The 15,389-nt window shown below is 72.9% G+C and carries 15 protein-coding genes; 5 read left to right on the forward strand and 10 right to left on the reverse strand.

The features are described 5' to 3' along the window. Positions 1–31 precede the first annotated feature (31 nt). Positions 32–568 (reverse strand): O-methyltransferase, encoded by a 537-nt coding sequence (locus AC3WRM_RS00485; RefSeq protein ID WP_308207092.1) that lies wholly within the window; start codon positions 566–568, stop codon positions 32–34. 285 nt (positions 569–853) lie between these two features. On the opposite strand from AC3WRM_RS00485, the gene sigE reads away from it, so the two are divergent. Beyond that, positions 854–1,444, forward strand: coding sequence for an RNA polymerase sigma factor SigE (gene sigE / locus AC3WRM_RS00490; protein ID WP_492246882.1), 591 nt, complete (start codon positions 854–856; stop codon positions 1,442–1,444). Beyond that, positions 1,444–2,310, forward strand: coding sequence for a hypothetical protein (locus AC3WRM_RS00495; protein ID WP_492246881.1), 867 nt, complete (start codon positions 1,444–1,446; stop codon positions 2,308–2,310). The genes sigE and AC3WRM_RS00495 overlap by 1 nt, the downstream gene beginning before the upstream one ends. A gap of 37 nt (positions 2,311–2,347) precedes the next feature. Here the strand turns inward: AC3WRM_RS00495 and AC3WRM_RS00500 are convergent, their stop codons facing one another. The 4 genes from AC3WRM_RS00500 to AC3WRM_RS00515 are packed head-to-tail and all read right to left on the reverse strand — an operon-like array spanning position 2,348 to position 5,788. Beyond that, positions 2,348–2,656 carry a sec-independent translocase gene (locus tag AC3WRM_RS00500; RefSeq protein WP_492247079.1) on the reverse strand — a complete coding sequence of 103 codons (309 nt, stop codon included), beginning with the start codon at positions 2,654–2,656 and terminating at the stop codon, positions 2,348–2,350. A 19-nt stretch (positions 2,657–2,675) separates the two neighbouring features. After that, positions 2,676–3,842: an Mrp/NBP35 family ATP-binding protein gene (locus AC3WRM_RS00505; RefSeq protein ID WP_492246880.1), complete on the reverse strand. Its 1,167-nt coding sequence runs from the start codon at positions 3,840–3,842 to the stop codon at positions 2,676–2,678. A gap of 49 nt (positions 3,843–3,891) precedes the next feature. Further along, entirely contained in the window at positions 3,892–4,518 is a 627-nt protein-coding gene (locus AC3WRM_RS00510; RefSeq protein ID WP_492246879.1) for a DUF1003 domain-containing protein, read from the reverse strand. Beyond that, positions 4,511–5,788: a magnesium transporter MgtE N-terminal domain-containing protein gene (locus AC3WRM_RS00515; protein WP_492246878.1), complete on the reverse strand. Its 1,278-nt coding sequence runs from the start codon at positions 5,786–5,788 to the stop codon at positions 4,511–4,513. Before AC3WRM_RS00515 ends, AC3WRM_RS00510 begins: the two co-directional genes overlap by 8 nt. Positions 5,789–5,947: 159 nt before the next feature. On the opposite strand from AC3WRM_RS00515, the gene AC3WRM_RS00520 reads away from it, so the two are divergent. Further along, entirely contained in the window at positions 5,948–7,468 is a 1,521-nt protein-coding gene (locus tag AC3WRM_RS00520) for an OFA family MFS transporter (RefSeq protein ID WP_492246877.1), read from the forward strand. 27 nt (positions 7,469–7,495) lie between these two features. Here the strand turns inward: AC3WRM_RS00520 and fdhD are convergent, their stop codons facing one another. From fdhD to AC3WRM_RS00545, 5 genes are all read right to left on the reverse strand, one after another. Continuing rightward, positions 7,496–8,317 (reverse strand): formate dehydrogenase accessory sulfurtransferase FdhD, encoded by an 822-nt coding sequence (fdhD, locus tag AC3WRM_RS00525; protein WP_492246876.1) that lies wholly within the window; start codon positions 8,315–8,317, stop codon positions 7,496–7,498. Further along, on the reverse strand, positions 8,314–8,598 hold the full coding sequence (locus tag AC3WRM_RS00530; RefSeq protein ID WP_492246875.1) for a DUF6457 domain-containing protein: 285 nt from the start codon (positions 8,596–8,598) through the stop codon (positions 8,314–8,316). Before AC3WRM_RS00530 ends, fdhD begins: the two co-directional genes overlap by 4 nt. Continuing rightward, positions 8,598–9,173, reverse strand: a complete 576-nt coding sequence (mobA, locus tag AC3WRM_RS00535; protein ID WP_492246874.1) for a molybdenum cofactor guanylyltransferase — start codon at positions 9,171–9,173, stop codon at positions 8,598–8,600. The genes AC3WRM_RS00530 and mobA overlap by 1 nt, the downstream gene beginning before the upstream one ends. Beyond that, positions 9,170–11,596: an FdhF/YdeP family oxidoreductase gene (locus AC3WRM_RS00540; protein WP_492246873.1), complete on the reverse strand. Its 2,427-nt coding sequence runs from the start codon at positions 11,594–11,596 to the stop codon at positions 9,170–9,172. Before AC3WRM_RS00540 ends, mobA begins: the two co-directional genes overlap by 4 nt. 92 nt (positions 11,597–11,688) lie before the next feature. Beyond that, positions 11,689–12,831, reverse strand: coding sequence for an alpha/beta hydrolase (locus AC3WRM_RS00545; RefSeq protein ID WP_492246872.1), 1,143 nt, complete (start codon positions 12,829–12,831; stop codon positions 11,689–11,691). 113 nt (positions 12,832–12,944) lie between these two features. On the opposite strand from AC3WRM_RS00545, the gene AC3WRM_RS00550 reads away from it, so the two are divergent. Beyond that, positions 12,945–14,330 carry a WS/DGAT/MGAT family O-acyltransferase gene (locus tag AC3WRM_RS00550; protein WP_492246871.1) on the forward strand — a complete coding sequence of 462 codons (1,386 nt, stop codon included), beginning with the start codon at positions 12,945–12,947 and terminating at the stop codon, positions 14,328–14,330. 69 nt (positions 14,331–14,399) lie between these two features. Then, positions 14,400–15,275 carry a DMT family transporter gene (locus AC3WRM_RS00555; RefSeq protein ID WP_492246870.1) on the forward strand — a complete coding sequence of 292 codons (876 nt, stop codon included), beginning with the start codon at positions 14,400–14,402 and terminating at the stop codon, positions 15,273–15,275. Positions 15,276–15,389 lie beyond the last annotated feature (114 nt).

Consider the following 15,389-nt stretch of genomic DNA (forward strand, 5'->3'; position numbering starts at 1 on the left):
CCTGCTCCCGGACCGTCCGGCCGGGGGCGGGTCAGCCCACGCGGCGCGCGGCCAGGAGGCCGTCGCCCACGGGCAGCAGCGTCGGCACCAGGCGCTCGTCGGTCGCCGCCTGGGTGAGCAGCTCGCGGATCGCGACCGTCTCGGCGTCGCGGCGCTCCGGATCGGCGACCCGGTCGTGCCAGAGGGCGTTGTCGAACACGACGACGCCGCCCGGGCGCACGAGGCGCAGGGCCTGCTCGAGGTACTCGCCGTACTCGACCTTGTCGCCGTCGACGAAGACGAGGTCGTACCCGTCGTCGGTGAGCCGGGGCATGACGTCGAGGGCAGAGCCGGCGATCAGCCGGAAGCGCTGCGGTGCGAAGCCGGCGGCGGAGAAGACCTGGCGGGCGTGACGCTGGTGCTCCGCCTCGAGGTCGACCGACGTGAGGACGCCATCGGGCGCCATGCCGCGCAGCAGCCACAGGCCGGAGACGCCGGTGCCGGTGCCGACCTCGGCGACGGCGCGGGCGTCGAGCACGGAGGCCAGGAAGCGCAGGGTGGCGCCGCCGGCCGGACCGATCGGGGTCACGCCGACCTCGCCCGCGCGTCGGCGTGCCTCGGCGAGGTGGTCGTCCTCGTCCTGGTAGCCCTCGACGTACTGCAGGCTCGCTTCGCTGGTGATGATGGCTCCTCGGCTGACCGGGCCGGACGGGTACCGGCTCGTGCAGAAGCATAGTGAGCCGGGGCCCTTCCGTGCCGCTGCACCGGCGGGCGGGATCCGTGTCGCGCCGGCCCGCGGGACCGGGGATGATCGAGGGGGAACCGTCAGCGTCCTCTGGGCGTTCTCTCAGGAGACGACGCGACGATCGACGACATGAAGGATGACGACGTGAGCACGCAGGCCGCGACCCTGGAGACGGGTGCCGACCTGTCCTGGGACAGCATCGTGGAGGAGCACTCCCCGCGGGTGTACCGCCTCGCCTACCGGCTCACGGGGAACCGCCAGGACGCCGAGGACCTCACGCAGGACGTGTTCGTCCGCGTCTTCCGCTCGCTCGACCGCTACGAGCCGGGCAACTTCAACGGCTGGATCCACCGGATCACGACGAACCTCTTCCTCGACCGCGTGCGCCGCTCGAGCAAGCTGCGCATGGACGGCTTCACCGACGGGGCGGAGGACCGCCTCGAGGGCCGCGAGCAGCTGCCGGAGGCGTTCGTGCACGACGCCGGCTTCGACCCCGACATCGAGGCCGCGCTGTCCTCGCTCACCGAGGAGTTCCGCGTCGCGGTGGTGCTGTGCGACGTGGAGGGCCTGTCCTACGAGGAGATCGCCGACGTCCTGGGCGTCAAGATCGGTACCGTCCGCTCCCGGATCCACCGCGGACGCACCCAGCTGCGCCAGGCGCTCGCGCACCGTGCACCGACCGCCGGCCGTACCCGGGTCTTCGGAGCCGTAGGAGCCTGATGGCCCATCTGGACGCCGACGTCGCCGCCTTCGTGGACGGGCAGCTCTCGCCCGACGCCACGGAGGCGGCCTCGCGTCACGTCCAGGCCTGCGCCCGCTGCCGTGAGGCCGTCGCGCAGCAGCGGCACCTGAAGATGCGCATGCAGGCCACGGCCGACGTCCGGCCGCCGGCGTCGCTGCTCGCCTCGCTCGCGGAGCTGCCCCGCACGCCCGCCCCGCAGCCCCCGGCCCTCTGGACGCGGGTGCTGCACTCGGCCGTCTGGGGCGCGACCGGGGTCGTGGTCGGTGCGTCGCTCGCCGTCGTCCTCATGGCCTACGTGGCCGGGGCGCCCGGCCGAGGGCTCGGCGACGCGGTCGTGCCGCCGGTCGACGCGTACGCCGCCGACTTCCGAGCGGCCCTGGTCGGTGGCGACGTCGTCCGGCCCGTGAGCAGCGGGCAGGACGTCATGACGACGGCGCGCATGGCCGACCTCACTGCCAACGGGTGGCCCTGCCACGGCACCCTCGGCCACGACCTCGAACGGGTCGAGGGACGGCTGCAGGCCGAGGGCGCCGTCAGCCTCACCTACACCGACGGCACGGGCCGCCTGGAGCTGCACGAGCAGACCGGTGCCCTCGACGCCGACCGGCTGCAGGGCTTCGCGCAGCAGGAGCTGGGCGGCCACGAGGTGTGGGTGCGGGAGCAGCCCGGGATGCGGACCGTCGTGTGGGACGCGGAGGGCGTCGTCTACACCGTCGTCACCGACGTGGACGACGCGCGACTCGTCCCCGCCCTCGGCGACCTCCCGGCCGCGTCGCCGCGACCGGGTCTGCGCGAGCGCGTCGGGCACGGGCTCGACCGGCTCACCGGCTGGCTGACCGTCTGAGACCGGCCGTCCACCGGACGCCGTCGGGAGGGCTGGCTCAGGTGGCCTCGTCGTCGTGGGGCGGGACCTCGCCGGGACGCAGGATGCGGTCCTGGCGGACGGGCGCGGGCTCGTCGGGCTGGTCGAGGACGTGCCGGCGGACCACCTCGCGCGGGTCGAGGTCGCGCAGGTTCAGCTCGGAGAAGTCCTGGCCCATCTCACGGCCGAGGTCGTTCTTGGCGTTCTCGGCCATCTGACGGACCGTCCGGACGAACTGCCCGGCCTGCTTGGCCATGCCCGGCAGCTTGTCGGGCCCGAACAGCAGCAGACCGACCACGAGGATCAGACCGATCTCCGGCCAGCCCATCCCGAGCACGTCGGGTGCCTCAGAGTCGACCGACGGGGGCGAGACCCAGCTGCATGCCGGCCAGGCCTCGGGAGCGTCCGGTGAGCGTGTCGGCCACCTGCTGCAGCACCTTCGCCGACGCGCTGCCGGGATGGGTCGCGACGATCGGACGTCCCTCGTCGCCACCGACCCGCAGCTGCTCCTCGAGCGGGACCTTGCCGAGCACCGGCACGTCGTGCCCGAGCCGCGCGCTGAGGGTCTGGGCGACGGTGTCGGCACCGCCGCTGCCGAAGACCTCGAGGCGCTCGCCTCCGGGAGTCAGGAGGTAGGACATGTTCTCGACGATGCCCACGACCCGCTGGTGCATCATCGACGCCATCGTGCCGGCGCGCTCGGCCACCTGGGCGGCGGCCTGCTGCGGTGTCGTGACCACGACGACCTCGGCGTTCGCGAGGTGCTGGCCGAGGCTGATCGCCATGTCGCCCGTGCCGGGCGGAAGGTCGAGCAGGAGCGCGTCGAGGTCGCCCCAGAAGACGTCGCTCAGCATCTGCACGAGCGCACGGTCGAGCATCGGGCCGCGCCAGGCGACGACCTGGTCGCGCTTCGGCTTCAGCATGCCGATGCTCATGACCTTGACGTCGGGCGCGCCGGGGGAGTCGGGCACCTCGATCGGCACCGGCAGGATCATGTCGTCGACCTGGGTGGGCCGGCGGTCGCCGACGCCCATCATGTCGGGGATCGAGTGGCCGTAGATGTCGGCGTCGACGATGCCGACCTTGAGGCCGCTGCGGGCCATGGCGACGGCCAGGTTCACCGTGACCGACGACTTGCCGACGCCGCCCTTGCCGGAGGCGATGGCGTACACCTTGGTGAGCGAGCCGGGCTGGGCGAAGGGGATCTCGCGCTCGGCCTGGCCTCCCCGGAGCATCTCGCGCATGCTCTTGCGCTGCTCGTCGGTCATGACGCCGAGGTCGACGTGGACGGCGTGCGCGGGGGCGATCTTCTCGACGGCCGCCGTGGTGTCACGCGTCAGCGTGTCCTTCAACGGGCAGCCGGAGACGGTGAGCAGGAGACGGACCGTGATCGACGTGTCGTCGATCGTGACGGTGTCGACCATGCCGAGCTCGGTGACGGGGCGCTTGATCTCGGGGTCGACCACGCTGGCGAGAGCCTCGCGGACCTGCTCCTCGGTGGGGACGGAAGCCATGCCTCCCATCGTACGGGCGACACCCGCGCCGGTGTCCCGCAGGCGAGCCTCAGTGACCGCGGGGCCCGGAGCGGCCTCGCTGGCGGCCGTCCGATCCGGCCTCGGGCGGCCCGTCGCCGGCGTCGTCCGGCTGCTCCTGGAGCGACTCGAGCAGGTCCCGCAGCTCCGAGCGCAGGAAGTCGCGCGTGGCGACCTCGCCGAGGCCGAGCCGCAGGCTGGCGACCTCGCGGGCGAGGAACTCCATGTCGGCGTGCGACTGCGCGTCCGCGCGACGGTCCTGCTCCTGCTGCACGCGGTCGCGCGCCTCCTGGCGGTTCTGCGCGAGCAGGATCAGGGGTGCGGCGTACGACGCCTGCAGCGACAGCATGAGCGTGAGGAAGATGAACGGGTACTCGTCCCAGCGCGGGCGCTCCGGGCCGTACGGCACGTTCCAGACGACCCACACGAGGATGAGCAGCGTCATCCAGATCAGGAAGCGCGCCGTGCCCATGTAGCGGGCGAACGACTCGGCGAAGCGGCCGAAGCGGTCGGTGTCGCCGGAGCGCGGCCGCAGCGAGCGCCGACGTCCGCGCTCGCGAGGCTGGTCGAGGCGGTCGCGGTCGCGGCGGGCCTGCTCACGGTCGCGGCGCGCCTGCTCGCGGTCGTGCCGCGTGCCGTCGCGGGAGCGCTCAGCCATGCAGACCCACCCCCTGCGTCGCGTCGCTCGGCGTGCGCTCGCTGTCGCGCTCGCGCCAGCCCTCCGGCAGCAGGTGGTCGAGCACGTCGTCGATGGTCACGACGCCGAGCAGGTGGCTCGTCTCGTCGACCACTGGCAGCGCCAGCATGTCGTAGGACGCGAGGAGGTTCGCGACGTGCTCGAGGCTGGCGTCGGGCCGCGGCCAGTCGATGTCGTTGTCGGCGAGCCCGCCGACGAGCGTCGAGGGTGGCTCGCGCAGCAGCGCCTGGAAGTGCACGATGCCGAGGAAGCGCCCGGTCGGCGTCTCCAGCGGCGGACGGCACACGTAGACCATCGACGCGAGGGCCGGGCCCAGCTCGGGCTCGCGCAGACGGGCCAGCGCCTCGGCGATGGTCGCGTCCGGCGGGAGGATGACGGGCTCGGTGGTCATCATGCCGCCGGCCGTGCGGTCCTCGTAGGTCAGCAGACGTCGCACGTCCTCGGCGTCCTCGGGCTTCATGAGGGCGAGCAGCTGCTCGGACGTCGCCGGAGGCAGCTCCCCGAGCAGGTCGGCCGCGTCGTCGGGGTCCATCTCCTCGAGCACGTCGGCCGCCCGCTCGGGGTCGAGGACGCCCAGCACCTCCACCTGGACGCTGTCCGGCAGCTCCTCCAGCACGTCGGCGAGCCGCTCGTCGACCAGCTCTCCCACGATCTCGGCGCGCCGCTTCGTCGGCAGGTCGAGCAGGGCGTTCGCGAGGTCGGCCGGTCGCATCTCGTCCATCGTGGCCAGCAGGTGGGTCGCGCCCTGGCCGGGCTCCTGGCCGACGAGCCCGGTGACCTCGTCCCACTGGACGACGTGCGTGGCCCCGCGGCGGCCGAACCGCTTGCCGGACTCCTGGACCGCGACCGAGCCGAGGTACCAGTCGCGGCGCGTGTCCTGCTCCATCGCCAGGTCGTACACCGTGCCGGTGCGGGCGTCGGGCAGCGTGACGGTGCGGTCGAGCAGCTCGTGGATCGCCAGCGTCTCGGTGCTCCGCTTCTCGAAGCGGCGCATGTTGAGCACCCCGGTGGTGATGACCTGGCCGGAGTCCAGCGAGGTCACCCGGCCGATCGGCAGGAACACCCGACGGCGCCCGAGCACCTCGACGACGAGCCCCACGACGCGCGGCCGTCGGGTGCCGCGCAGGGCCACCACGACGTCGCGCAGCTTGCCGACCTGGTCGCCCGCGGGGTCGAAGACGTCCTGCCCGACGATGCGCGACAGGAAGATGCGTCCGGGGCTCGAGGTCACGTGCCCACAGTAGAGGCTCGACGTCGCCCGGCACCTCGCCGACCTGTCGCCCGGCGGGCGTCGAGACCTGCTCCCGACGGGCGGACCGGTGCGTCCTCTCGTACGCTTCGAGACGCACGTCACAGGCGGTCCGGCCGTCCGATCCGACGAGGGGGAACCATGTCCACGAGCGTCCTGGCGCGGGAGCGCACCGTCGCCGGCCCCGGCTTCAACCGCTGGCTCATCCCGCCGGCCGCGCTGGCGGTGCACCTGTGCATCGGACAGGTGTACGCGACCAGCGTCTACAAGGCGTCGCTGGTCGAGCACTTCGACACCAGCCTGACCGCGGTCGGCGTCGTGTTCTCGATCGCCATCGTCATGCTGGGCGTGTCGGCGGCCGTCTTCGGCACCTGGGTCGACACCGGCGGACCGCGTCGCGCCATGGTCGCGGCCGCCACCTGCTGGGCGACCGGCTTCCTCGTGGGCGCCCTCGGCATCGCGACGAGCCAGCTGTGGCTGCTGTACCTCGGCTACGGCGTGATCGGCGGCATCGGCCTGGGCATCGGCTACATCTCGCCGGTCTCGACCCTCATCAAGTGGTTCCCGGACCGCCCCGGCCTGGCGACCGGCATGGCGATCATGGGCTTCGGTGGTGGCGCGATGATCGCGAGCCCGCTGTCGAGCACCCTGCTCGGCTGGTACGACTCCTCCTACGACACCGCTACTGGGCTGGCCTCCGGCTCGGCGGTGGCCCAGCTGTTCGTCACCCTCGGCCTCGTCTACCTGGTCGTCATGCTGTTCGGCGCCTGGCTCGTGCGGGTGCCGGCCGACGGCTGGGCACCGCGCGGCTTCGACCCGTCGACGGTCAAGAAGAAGGCGCTGGTCACCACGGAGAGCGTCTCGGCCAACAACGCCGTCCGCACGCCGCAGTTCTGGCTGCTGTGGGTCGTGCTGTTCTGCAACGTGACCGCCGGCATCGGCATCCTCGAGCAGGCCGCGCCGATGATCCAGGACTTCTTCCGCGACGGCCAGGACTCGACGGTGGCCGCAGCCGCCGCGGCGGGGTTCGTCGGCTTCCTGTCGCTGTGCAACATGGCGGGCCGCTTCGTGTGGTCCTCGACCTCCGACGTCGTGGGCCGCAAGAACATCTACGTCCTCTACCTCGGCGTCGGCATCGTCCTCTACGCGACGCTCGCGCTCGGCGGCTCGGGCTCGACCGTGCTGTTCGTCGTCCTCGCCGGGTTCATCCTCAGCTTCTACGGCGGCGGCTTCGCGACCATCCCGGCGTACCTGCGCGACCTGTTCGGCACCTTCCAGGTCGGCGCCATCCACGGCCGCCTGCTGACCGCGTGGTCCGCGGCCGGCGTGGCGGGGCCGCTGATCGTCAACGGCTTCCTCGACGCGCGGGGCGAGCCCGGGGCCCTCACGGCGGCCGACTACCGTCCCGCGCTGCTCACGATGGTGGGCGTGCTGGCCGTGGGCTTCGTCGCCAACCTCCTGGTGCGTCCGGTGGCGTCGCGCTTCCACGAGCCGCACAGCACGGAGCCGACCGCCGACCAGGGCGGGCCGTCCTCCGCGCAGGGCGAGGACACGACGGCCGAGGGCGTCACGCCGCTCGCGGTGGTCGCGTGGCTCGTGGTCGGGATCCCGCTCGTCTACGGCGTCTACGAGACGGTCGTGAAGGCCTCGGCCCTGTTCTGATCGCCGCTCACCGGCCCGGGCGCGTGGTCAGGCGACGACGCGCTCGGGGCGGCTGTAGACGTTGAACGTGCTGCCTCGCGAGAAGCCGACGACGGTCACGCCGAGCCGGTCGGCGAGGTCGACCGCGAGCGACGACGGTGCGCTCACCGCGGCCAGCACCGGGATGCCGGCCATGGCGGCCTTCTGCACCAGCTCGAACGACGCGCGCCCGGAGACCTGCAGCACCGTGCCGGTCAGCGGGAGGAGGTCCTCGCGCAGGGCCTGCCCGACGACCTTGTCGACGGCGTTGTGCCGACCCACGTCCTCACGGACCACGAGCGGCGCGCCGTCGGCGCCGAACAGCCCCGCCGCGTGCAGCCCGCCCGTCCGGTCGAAGACCGCCTGCTGCTCGCGGAGCCGGTCGGGCAACTCGGCGAGGACGGCGGCGTCGACCCGCACGTCGTCGGCCGCCACGTCGAACGCCGACGTGGTCGCCACCGCGTCGATCGACGCGAGACCGCAGACCCCGCAGGAGCTCGACGTGTACACGTGCCGCTCGCGGCCCGACGCGACGAGCGCACCGGGCCCGCTGACGCCGACGTCGATGACGTTGTAGGTGTTCTCGTCCTGCTCGGGTGCGCAGTACCGCATGGCGTGCAGCTGGTCGGTGCGCGCCACGACGCCCTCGGAGACCAGGAAGCCGGCCACCAGGTCGAAGTCGTGGCCGGGCGTGCGCATCGTGACCGCGAACGACGCGCCGGCCACACGGATCTCGAGCGGCTCCTCGGCGGCGAGCGAGTCGTGCCGGGGCGTCACGCCCACACCGACCTCGACGCGCTGGATCCGGCGCCGCTGGACGGGCTTGGTCATGACGGCGACCCGCTGGTGTCGCCCTGGTCGCTGCCGCGGATCTGGGCGAGGAGCTCGGCCTGCGCGACGACGCGACGGACGGTGTCCTCCCCGCCGCCCGCCAGCCCTGCCGCGTAACCGACCAGGAACGTGGTGAGCGGGGCCGCGGGACGCACGACCGCGTGCGCCGCGAGGGCGGCGAGGTCGAGGACCCGCTCCACGTCGGCGCCCGGGTCGTCCACGCCCAGCTCGGCGCACAGGTCGCGCCACCAGGCCTGCATCGTCTCGTCGCGGTCGCTCATCAGTGGTCCTCCTGCAGGGCGTCGAGGTCGGCGGGGGAGTCGAGGTCGTGGGTGGCGCCGTCGGGTGCGGGCACCAGCGTGACGTCAAGGTGGTCGAACAGGCGCCGCAGCGACACGTCGACGAGGTCCGGCAGCCCACGGACCACGTCGGCCGCGTCGGCGGAGAGCAGCGCCGAGGTCCAGTGGGCGCGACCCGTGCCGTCGGCGAGGACGAGCGCCCCGGACGGACGCGGGGCGTCCAGCAGGGCGTCGACGAGGTCGGCGGCCCGCGGCAGGTCGGCGGCGAGCACGACGACGGGCGCGCCCGGTCGCAGCGCGCGCAGACCGGCCTGGACGCCGGCCGCCGGCCCCGACCCGGCGGGCTCCTCCCGCGTCCACCCCACCGGGCGCGACGTCGGGCGCGGGGGCCCGACGACCATCACGTCGGCGTCGTCGGGCAGCGCCGTCAGCGCGTGGTCGAGCAGCGACCGGCCGGCGACGACCAGCTGCGTCTTGTCCTGGCCGTCCCAGCGCTGGCTCGTGCCACCGGCGAGGACCACGGCCTGGACGGACCGGTGGGGTGCGGAGGTGGTCACGACAGGTGCAACGGCTCCGGCTGCGGGTGCGACCGGTGCTCACCGTCCGCGTCGACCGGGCGCTGCGCCCCGTCCGCGCCCTCGCCCGTCTCCCGGACCGTGGTCGGGACGAGCCGGACGACGACCGACTTCGACGTCGGCGTGTTGCTGTGCTCCGCGACGGAGTCGAGCGGCACCAGCGGGTTCGTCTCCGGGTAGTAGGCCGCCGCGGTGCCACGCGGCGTCTCGTAGGAGACGATCCGGAACCCCGGGGCCACGCGGTCGACGTCGTCGTCGGTCCAGTGGGTGACGAGGTCCACGACGTCGCCGTCGCGCCAGCCGAGCGCCTCGATGTCGTCGGGGTGGACCAGGACCACGCGTCGCCCGTGCTCGATGCCTCGGTAGCGGTCGCTCATGCCGTAGATCGTGGTGTTGAACTGGTCGTGGCTGCGCAGCGTCTGCAGGAGGAGGTGCCCCTCCGGCACGTGCAGCACCTCGACCGGCGAGACCGCGATCCGGCCCTTGCCGGTGGCCGTGTGGAACGAGCGGGAGTCGCGCGGCGGGTGCGGGAGCACGAAGCCGCCGGGACGGTCGACCTTGCGCTCGTAGTCCTCGCAGCCGGGGACGACGCGGGAGATATGGCCGCGGATGATGCTGTAGTCCTCGGCCATCGCGTCCCAGTCGATGCCGTGCCGGTCGGTGCCGTCGTCCTGGCGCAGCGTGGCCCGGGCGATGCCGCAGACGATGGCCGTCTCCGAGCGCAGGTGCGGGCTGGCCGGCTCGAGCGGGCCCCGCGAGGCGTGCACCGACGACATGGAGTCCTCGACCGAGACGAACTGCGGACCGGTGGCCCGCTCGTCGACCTCGGTGCGCCCCAGCGTCGGCAGGATGAGCGCGGTCTCGCCGGTGACGAGGTGCGAGCGGTTCACCTTGGTCGACACGTGCAGCGTGAGGTCGGCGTTGCGGAGGGCGTCGGCGGCGACGTCGGTGTCGGAGACGGCGTGCACGAAGTTGCCGCCGAGGCCCATGAACACCCTGGCCTTGCCGTCACGCAGGGCGCGGACCGCGTCGACGACGTCGAGCCCGTGCTCGCGCGGCGGGTCGAAGCCGAACTCTGCCTGCAGCGCGTCGAGGAAGGTGTCGGGCGACTTCTCCCAGATGCCCATCGTGCGGTCGCCCTGCACGTTGGAGTGGCCGCGCACGGGGCACAGGCCGGCGCCGCGCTTGCCGATGTCGCCGCGGACCAGGGCGAGGTTGGTGACCTCCTTGATGGTCGCCACCGAGTTGCGGTGCTGGGTGAGGCCCATCGCCCAGCAGTAGATCGTGGCGTCCGAGGCCTCGATCATGCGGGCGGCCTGCTCGATCAGCTCGCGGGTCAGGCCGGTCGCCGCCAGGACGACGTCCCAGTCGAGGGCGCGCACGTGCTCGACCCAGGCGTCGTAGCCGTCGGTGTACTGCTCGACGAACTCCCGGTCGACGGCGCCCCACTGCTCCAGCAGGTGGCCGAAGGCCTGGAAGAGGGCGAGGTCGCCGTTGATGCGCACCGGCAGGTGGAGGTCGGCGATGTCGGTGCCGCGGCCCACCACGCCGCGCGGCTTCTGGGGGTTGCGGAAGTTGACCAGGCCGGCCTCGCGCAGCGGGTTGATCGCAAGGATCCTCGCGCCGCGCCGTTTCGCGACCTCCAGCGCCGAGAGCATCCGCGGGTGGTTGGTGCCGGGGTTCTGTCCGGCGATGACGATCAGCTCGGCGTCGTAGATGTCACGCAGGCTCACGCTGCCCTTGCCGATGCCGATCGACTCCGCGAGCGCGACGCTCGTCGACTCGTGGCACATGTTGGAGCAGTCGGGCAGGTTGTTCGTGCCGAAGGCGCGGACGAACAGCTGGTACGTGAACGCCGACTCGTTCGACGCGCGCCCGGACGTGTAGAAGACGGCCTCGTCGGGGGAGCCGAGCCCGTTCAGGTGCTCGGCGACGAGCGCGAAGGCGTCGTCCCACTCGATGGGCTCGTAGTGCGTGCCGCCCGGTCGCTTCACCATCGGGTGGGTGATGCGGCCGAGCTGGCCGAGCCAGTACTCGTCGTGGGCGTCGAGCTCGGCGATCGAGTAGCGGGCGAACACCTCGGGCGTCGCCCGCGCCGTGGTGGCCTCCTCGGCCACGGCCTTCGCGCCGTTCTCGCAGAACTCGGCCGTGTGGCGGGCCTCGGGGTCGGGGTCGGGCCAGGCGCACGAGGTGCAGTCGAAGCCGTCGGCCTGGTTGAGCTTGAGCAGGGTCTGGGCGGTGCGCTTGGGACCCATGTGGGAGAGCGCGCGCTCCATCGACACCTTGACCGCCGTGACACCCGCCGCAGCGTCCTTGGGGGAGTGGATCTCCAGGTCGCTCTCGTCCTGCGCGCCGAACCCCTCGACGACCGGTGCGGTGCCCGGCCCTGCCGTCCCGTTGCTCACGATGCTGCCTCCCGGTGCGTGCCTGCGGTCACCTTCGACCGTACCCGCTGGACCGGTGGGGCGCCTGTCGCCCGGGGGCTGTCGTGGTGCGCTCAGACCGCCGCGACGCCGGTGCGCCGGCCACGCCGGACGGCGGTGCTCTCCGTGCCGGTGCCGGTGCCGGTGCTGACTGCGGGGGAGCTGGAGGTCGAGCGGCGCGCGGCGTCCGCAGCGGCGTCCTGGCCGGCGAGGCCGGTCACGAAGTCGCCGATCTCCTCGATCGCCGCCCGCGCCTCCGGCACCCACGAGGCCGCAGCCTGGAAGACGTGCACCTGGCGGTCCCACACCTGCAGGTCGACTGGCACGCCGGCCTGCACCAGCCGTGCGGCCATGTGCTCCGCGTCGGCGAGCAGGATCTCGCGCGACCCGATCTGGATCAGCGCCGGCGGCATGTCGTCGAGCGGCATGTCGACGGGGCACACGCGCTGGCCGTTGATGCCGCGGCGGGTGTCCATCCGCAGGGCGACGTCGGTGAACTTCTCCAGCGCCCGGAGGGGGAAGGTCTGGCAGCGGTCGGCGTTGCGGTGCTGGCGCTTGCGCTCGACGTCGACGTCGAGCAGGGGCGAGATGGCCACGACGCCCGCGGGACGGCCGAGTCCCTGGTCGAGCACGGCCCGCGCGACGCTGAACGCCAGGTAGCCGCCGGCGGAGTCGCCGGCGATCGTCACGTCCTCGGGTCGGTAGCCCTGCTCCAGCAGCCAGCGGAACCCGTCGACGCCGTCGGCCACCGACTCGGCGATCGGCTCGTAGGGCATCTGCCGGTAGCCGACGTTGAGCACCGGCTGGCCGGAGGCGTGCGAGATGCGGGAGACGAGTCGACGATGGGTGTTCAGCCCGCAGGTCAGGAAGGCACCGCCGTGGAAGTAGAGGATCACGCGCGGGTTGCCCCCGTGGATGTCCCTCACGTCCTTGGCCGAGAGCAGCTCGCTGCCGCAGCGGGCGAGGTCGACGGTGCGCCAGCTCGTGCCCTCGTGGACGGGCAGCAGGCGCGCGGCGTGCTCGAGCAGGTTCGGCGGGAACAGGTCGAACGGCAGCCGCGTCCAGAGGTCGAGCACGGGACGCACGGTGTGCCGCAGGCCCAGGCCGAGCGCCCGCGACTGGAGGCTGGCGCCCTCGAAGTACCGCGCGTCGGCCGCGACCGACAGGTGCCCGGCGCCGTGCGTCCGGGCCCTGCTGCGCTCCCTCGTGCTGACCATCGGTCTCTCCCCTCGTCATGTGACGTTCACGAATATGTCACACCCGGTGACCTACGCCACACGAGATCGTTACGTTAGCGCCACCGTCCCGTCTGCCGCAGGAGATTGATCGCATGCCCTTCATGCCCCCCACGGACTCCATGTTCCTGTTGGCGGAGTCCCGAGAGCACCCCATGCACGTGGGCGGGCTGCAGCTGTTCCGGCCTCCTGAGGGGGCCGGGCCGGAGTTCGTGCGCGAGCTCGTGGAGGGCTTCCGGTCGGTGCAGGAGGTCTCGCCGACGTTCCGCAAGCGGCCGGCCGAGCCGGTCGGCCTCGCCGGGCAGACCTGGTGGTCTCAGGATGCCGCGATCGACCTGGACTACCACGTGCGGCACTCGGCGGTGCCGCCGCCGGGACGCATCCGCGAGCTGCTGCAGCTGACGTCGCGCTGGCACGGGTCGCTGCTCGACCGGCACCGCCCGCTCTGGGAGGCGCACGTCGTCGAGGGGCTGCAGGACGGCCGGTTCGCCGTGTACAGCAAGATCCACCACTCGATGGTCGACGGCGTGTCGGCCCTGCGGCTGCTGCAGCGCAGCCTCAGCGACGACCCGGACGCCCGCGACTGTGTGCCGCCGTGGGCCCTGGCGCCGCGCCGTCGCCCGTCGACGGAGGTCGCGCGCCGCTTCCCGGACCCGCTCGGCCTGTTGCGCGGCGGTCTCTCGGTCGCGGAGGACGTCGCCGGCCTGCTGCCCGCGTCGATGAGGATCGTCAACCAGATCGTCCGCGAGGGCGACGTCACGCTGCCGCGGGCGCCGCGGACGATCCTCAACGGGCCGGTGGGCGGGGCGCGTCGCTTCGCCGCACAGTCCTGGGAGATCGAGCGCATCCGTCGGGTCGCGAAGTCGTCGGCGACGACGCTCAACGACGTCGTGCTCGCGATGGTCTCGGGCGCGCTGCGGGAGTACCTGCTGGAGCAGAACGCGCTCCCGGACGAGCCGATGACCGCGATGGTGCCGGTCTCGCTCGCCCTGCGCGCCGAGTCGGCCGGCCAGGCGGGCGACGGCGGCAACTCCGTCGGCGTCATCGTGGTCAACCTCGCGACCGACGTCGAGAACGGTGCCACCCGCCTGGAGGAGATCGCCTACTCCTCGCGACGGGCGAAGAAGATCCTGGGCGGTCTGACCCCGATCCAGATCCTCGCCTTCTCGGCGCTGCAGATGGCGCCGCTCGCGCTCACGCCCGTGCCCGGGTTCGTGCGCATGACGCACCCGCCGTTCAACGTGGTCATCTCCAACGTGCCCGGCCCGAAGCAGCCGATGTACTTCAACGGGGCCGAGCTCGACGGGCTCTACCCGGTCTCGATCGTGCTGGACGGTCAGGCCGTGAACGTCACCCTCTGCAGCCGCGACAAGTACCTCGACTTCGGCATCATCGGGTGCCGCACGAGCGTGCCGCACCTGCAGCGGCTGCTCACCCACCTGGAGACGTCGCTCGCCGAGCTGGAGACCGCCTGGGGCTGACCCACCACCGCGCGGGGGAGTGGGCCTGCCGACACCTAGACTCGCGGCCATGACGTCTGGGAGCCCGGCATGACCTGGCTCCTCGCCGCCGTCGGCCTGCTGGGGGTGAGCGCGTCGGGACCGCTCATGACCGCCACCGCGGCGCCGGTGCTCGTCATCGCGTTCTGGCGCAACGCCGCCGCGACCGCGGTGCTCGCACCGTTCGCGGTGCGCAGCCGAGCCGCGCTCACGGGCCTGCGCTGGGCCGACCTGCGGGGGACCGTCTTCGCGGGGGTCATGCTGGCGGTGCACTTCGCCGCCTGGGTCGGGGCGCTGAAGCTGACGACCGTGGCCGCGGCGACGGCGCTCACCTGCACCCAGCTGGTCTGGGTGGTGCTCGTCGACCGGCTGCGCGGCGTGCGACCCGGCCGCGCGGTGCTGCTCGGCTGCGTCGTCGCGTCGGTCGGGGTCCTCGTGGTGTCGGGCGTCGACCTCACGGTCTCGCGCCGCGCTCTCCTCGGCGACCTGCTCGCGGTCGTCGGTGGGCTCGGCGCCGCGCTGTACCTGGTGGCGGGGGAGTCGGCGCGACGTCGGCTCAGCACGACCCACTACACGACGTTCTGCTACGGCACGTGCGCCGCGGTGCTCGCCGTGGGCTGCCTCGCGACCGGTGCGTCGTTCGTCGGGTACGACGCGCACGTGTGGCTGCTGCTGGCGGCGGTGACGGTGTGCGCACAGCTGCTGGGGCACTCGCTGTTCAACCACCTGCTGGCCGTCATGAGCCCGACCGTCATCTCGCTCGTCCTGCTCCTCGAGGTGCCGGGCGCGGCGCTGCTGGCTGCGGTGTTCCTCGGCCAGGCGCCGCCGGTCGGCGTCTACGGGGGGCTGTTCCTCGTGCTCGTGGGCCTCGCCGTGGTCGTGCGAGCCCGCCGGGTGCCGACCGAGCCGGTCGAGCCGGTCGCCTGACGGCCCGCGGTCGGGGCGCGCCGACGCCCTGTGCGACGGCTCACGGGGAGTCCTGCGGTGCTGGACGTTACTCGCGGGTATCGTCGGCGTGTCACCCACGAGACGGAGGAACAA

The organism is Aeromicrobium sp. EU05-FHT14F07 (genome assembly GCF_058790455.1).

Bases quoted from the DNA above. Each gene is read 5' to 3' on its own strand.
- sigE (WP_492246882.1), top strand. From the start codon at position 854: ATGAAGGATGACGACGTGAGCACGCAGGCCGCGACCCTGGAGACGGGT.
- AC3WRM_RS00495 (WP_492246881.1), top strand. From the start codon at position 1,444: ATGGCCCATCTGGACGCCGACGTCGCCGCCTTCGTGGACGGGCAGCTC.
- AC3WRM_RS00500 (WP_492247079.1), bottom strand. From the start codon at position 2,656: ATGGGCTGGCCGGAGATCGGTCTGATCCTCGTGGTCGGTCTGCTGCTG.
- AC3WRM_RS00505 (WP_492246880.1), bottom strand. From the start codon at position 3,842: ATGGCTTCCGTCCCCACCGAGGAGCAGGTCCGCGAGGCTCTCGCCAGC.
- AC3WRM_RS00510 (WP_492246879.1), bottom strand. From the start codon at position 4,518: ATGGCTGAGCGCTCCCGCGACGGCACGCGGCACGACCGCGAGCAGGCG.
- AC3WRM_RS00520 (WP_492246877.1), top strand. From the start codon at position 5,948: ATGTCCACGAGCGTCCTGGCGCGGGAGCGCACCGTCGCCGGCCCCGGC.
- fdhD (WP_492246876.1), bottom strand. From the start codon at position 8,317: ATGACCAAGCCCGTCCAGCGGCGCCGGATCCAGCGCGTCGAGGTCGGT.
- AC3WRM_RS00530 (WP_492246875.1), bottom strand. From the start codon at position 8,598: ATGAGCGACCGCGACGAGACGATGCAGGCCTGGTGGCGCGACCTGTGC.
- AC3WRM_RS00545 (WP_492246872.1), bottom strand. From the start codon at position 12,831: ATGGTCAGCACGAGGGAGCGCAGCAGGGCCCGGACGCACGGCGCCGGG.
- AC3WRM_RS00550 (WP_492246871.1), top strand. From the start codon at position 12,945: ATGCCCTTCATGCCCCCCACGGACTCCATGTTCCTGTTGGCGGAGTCC.
- AC3WRM_RS00555 (WP_492246870.1), top strand. From the start codon at position 14,400: ATGACCTGGCTCCTCGCCGCCGTCGGCCTGCTGGGGGTGAGCGCGTCG.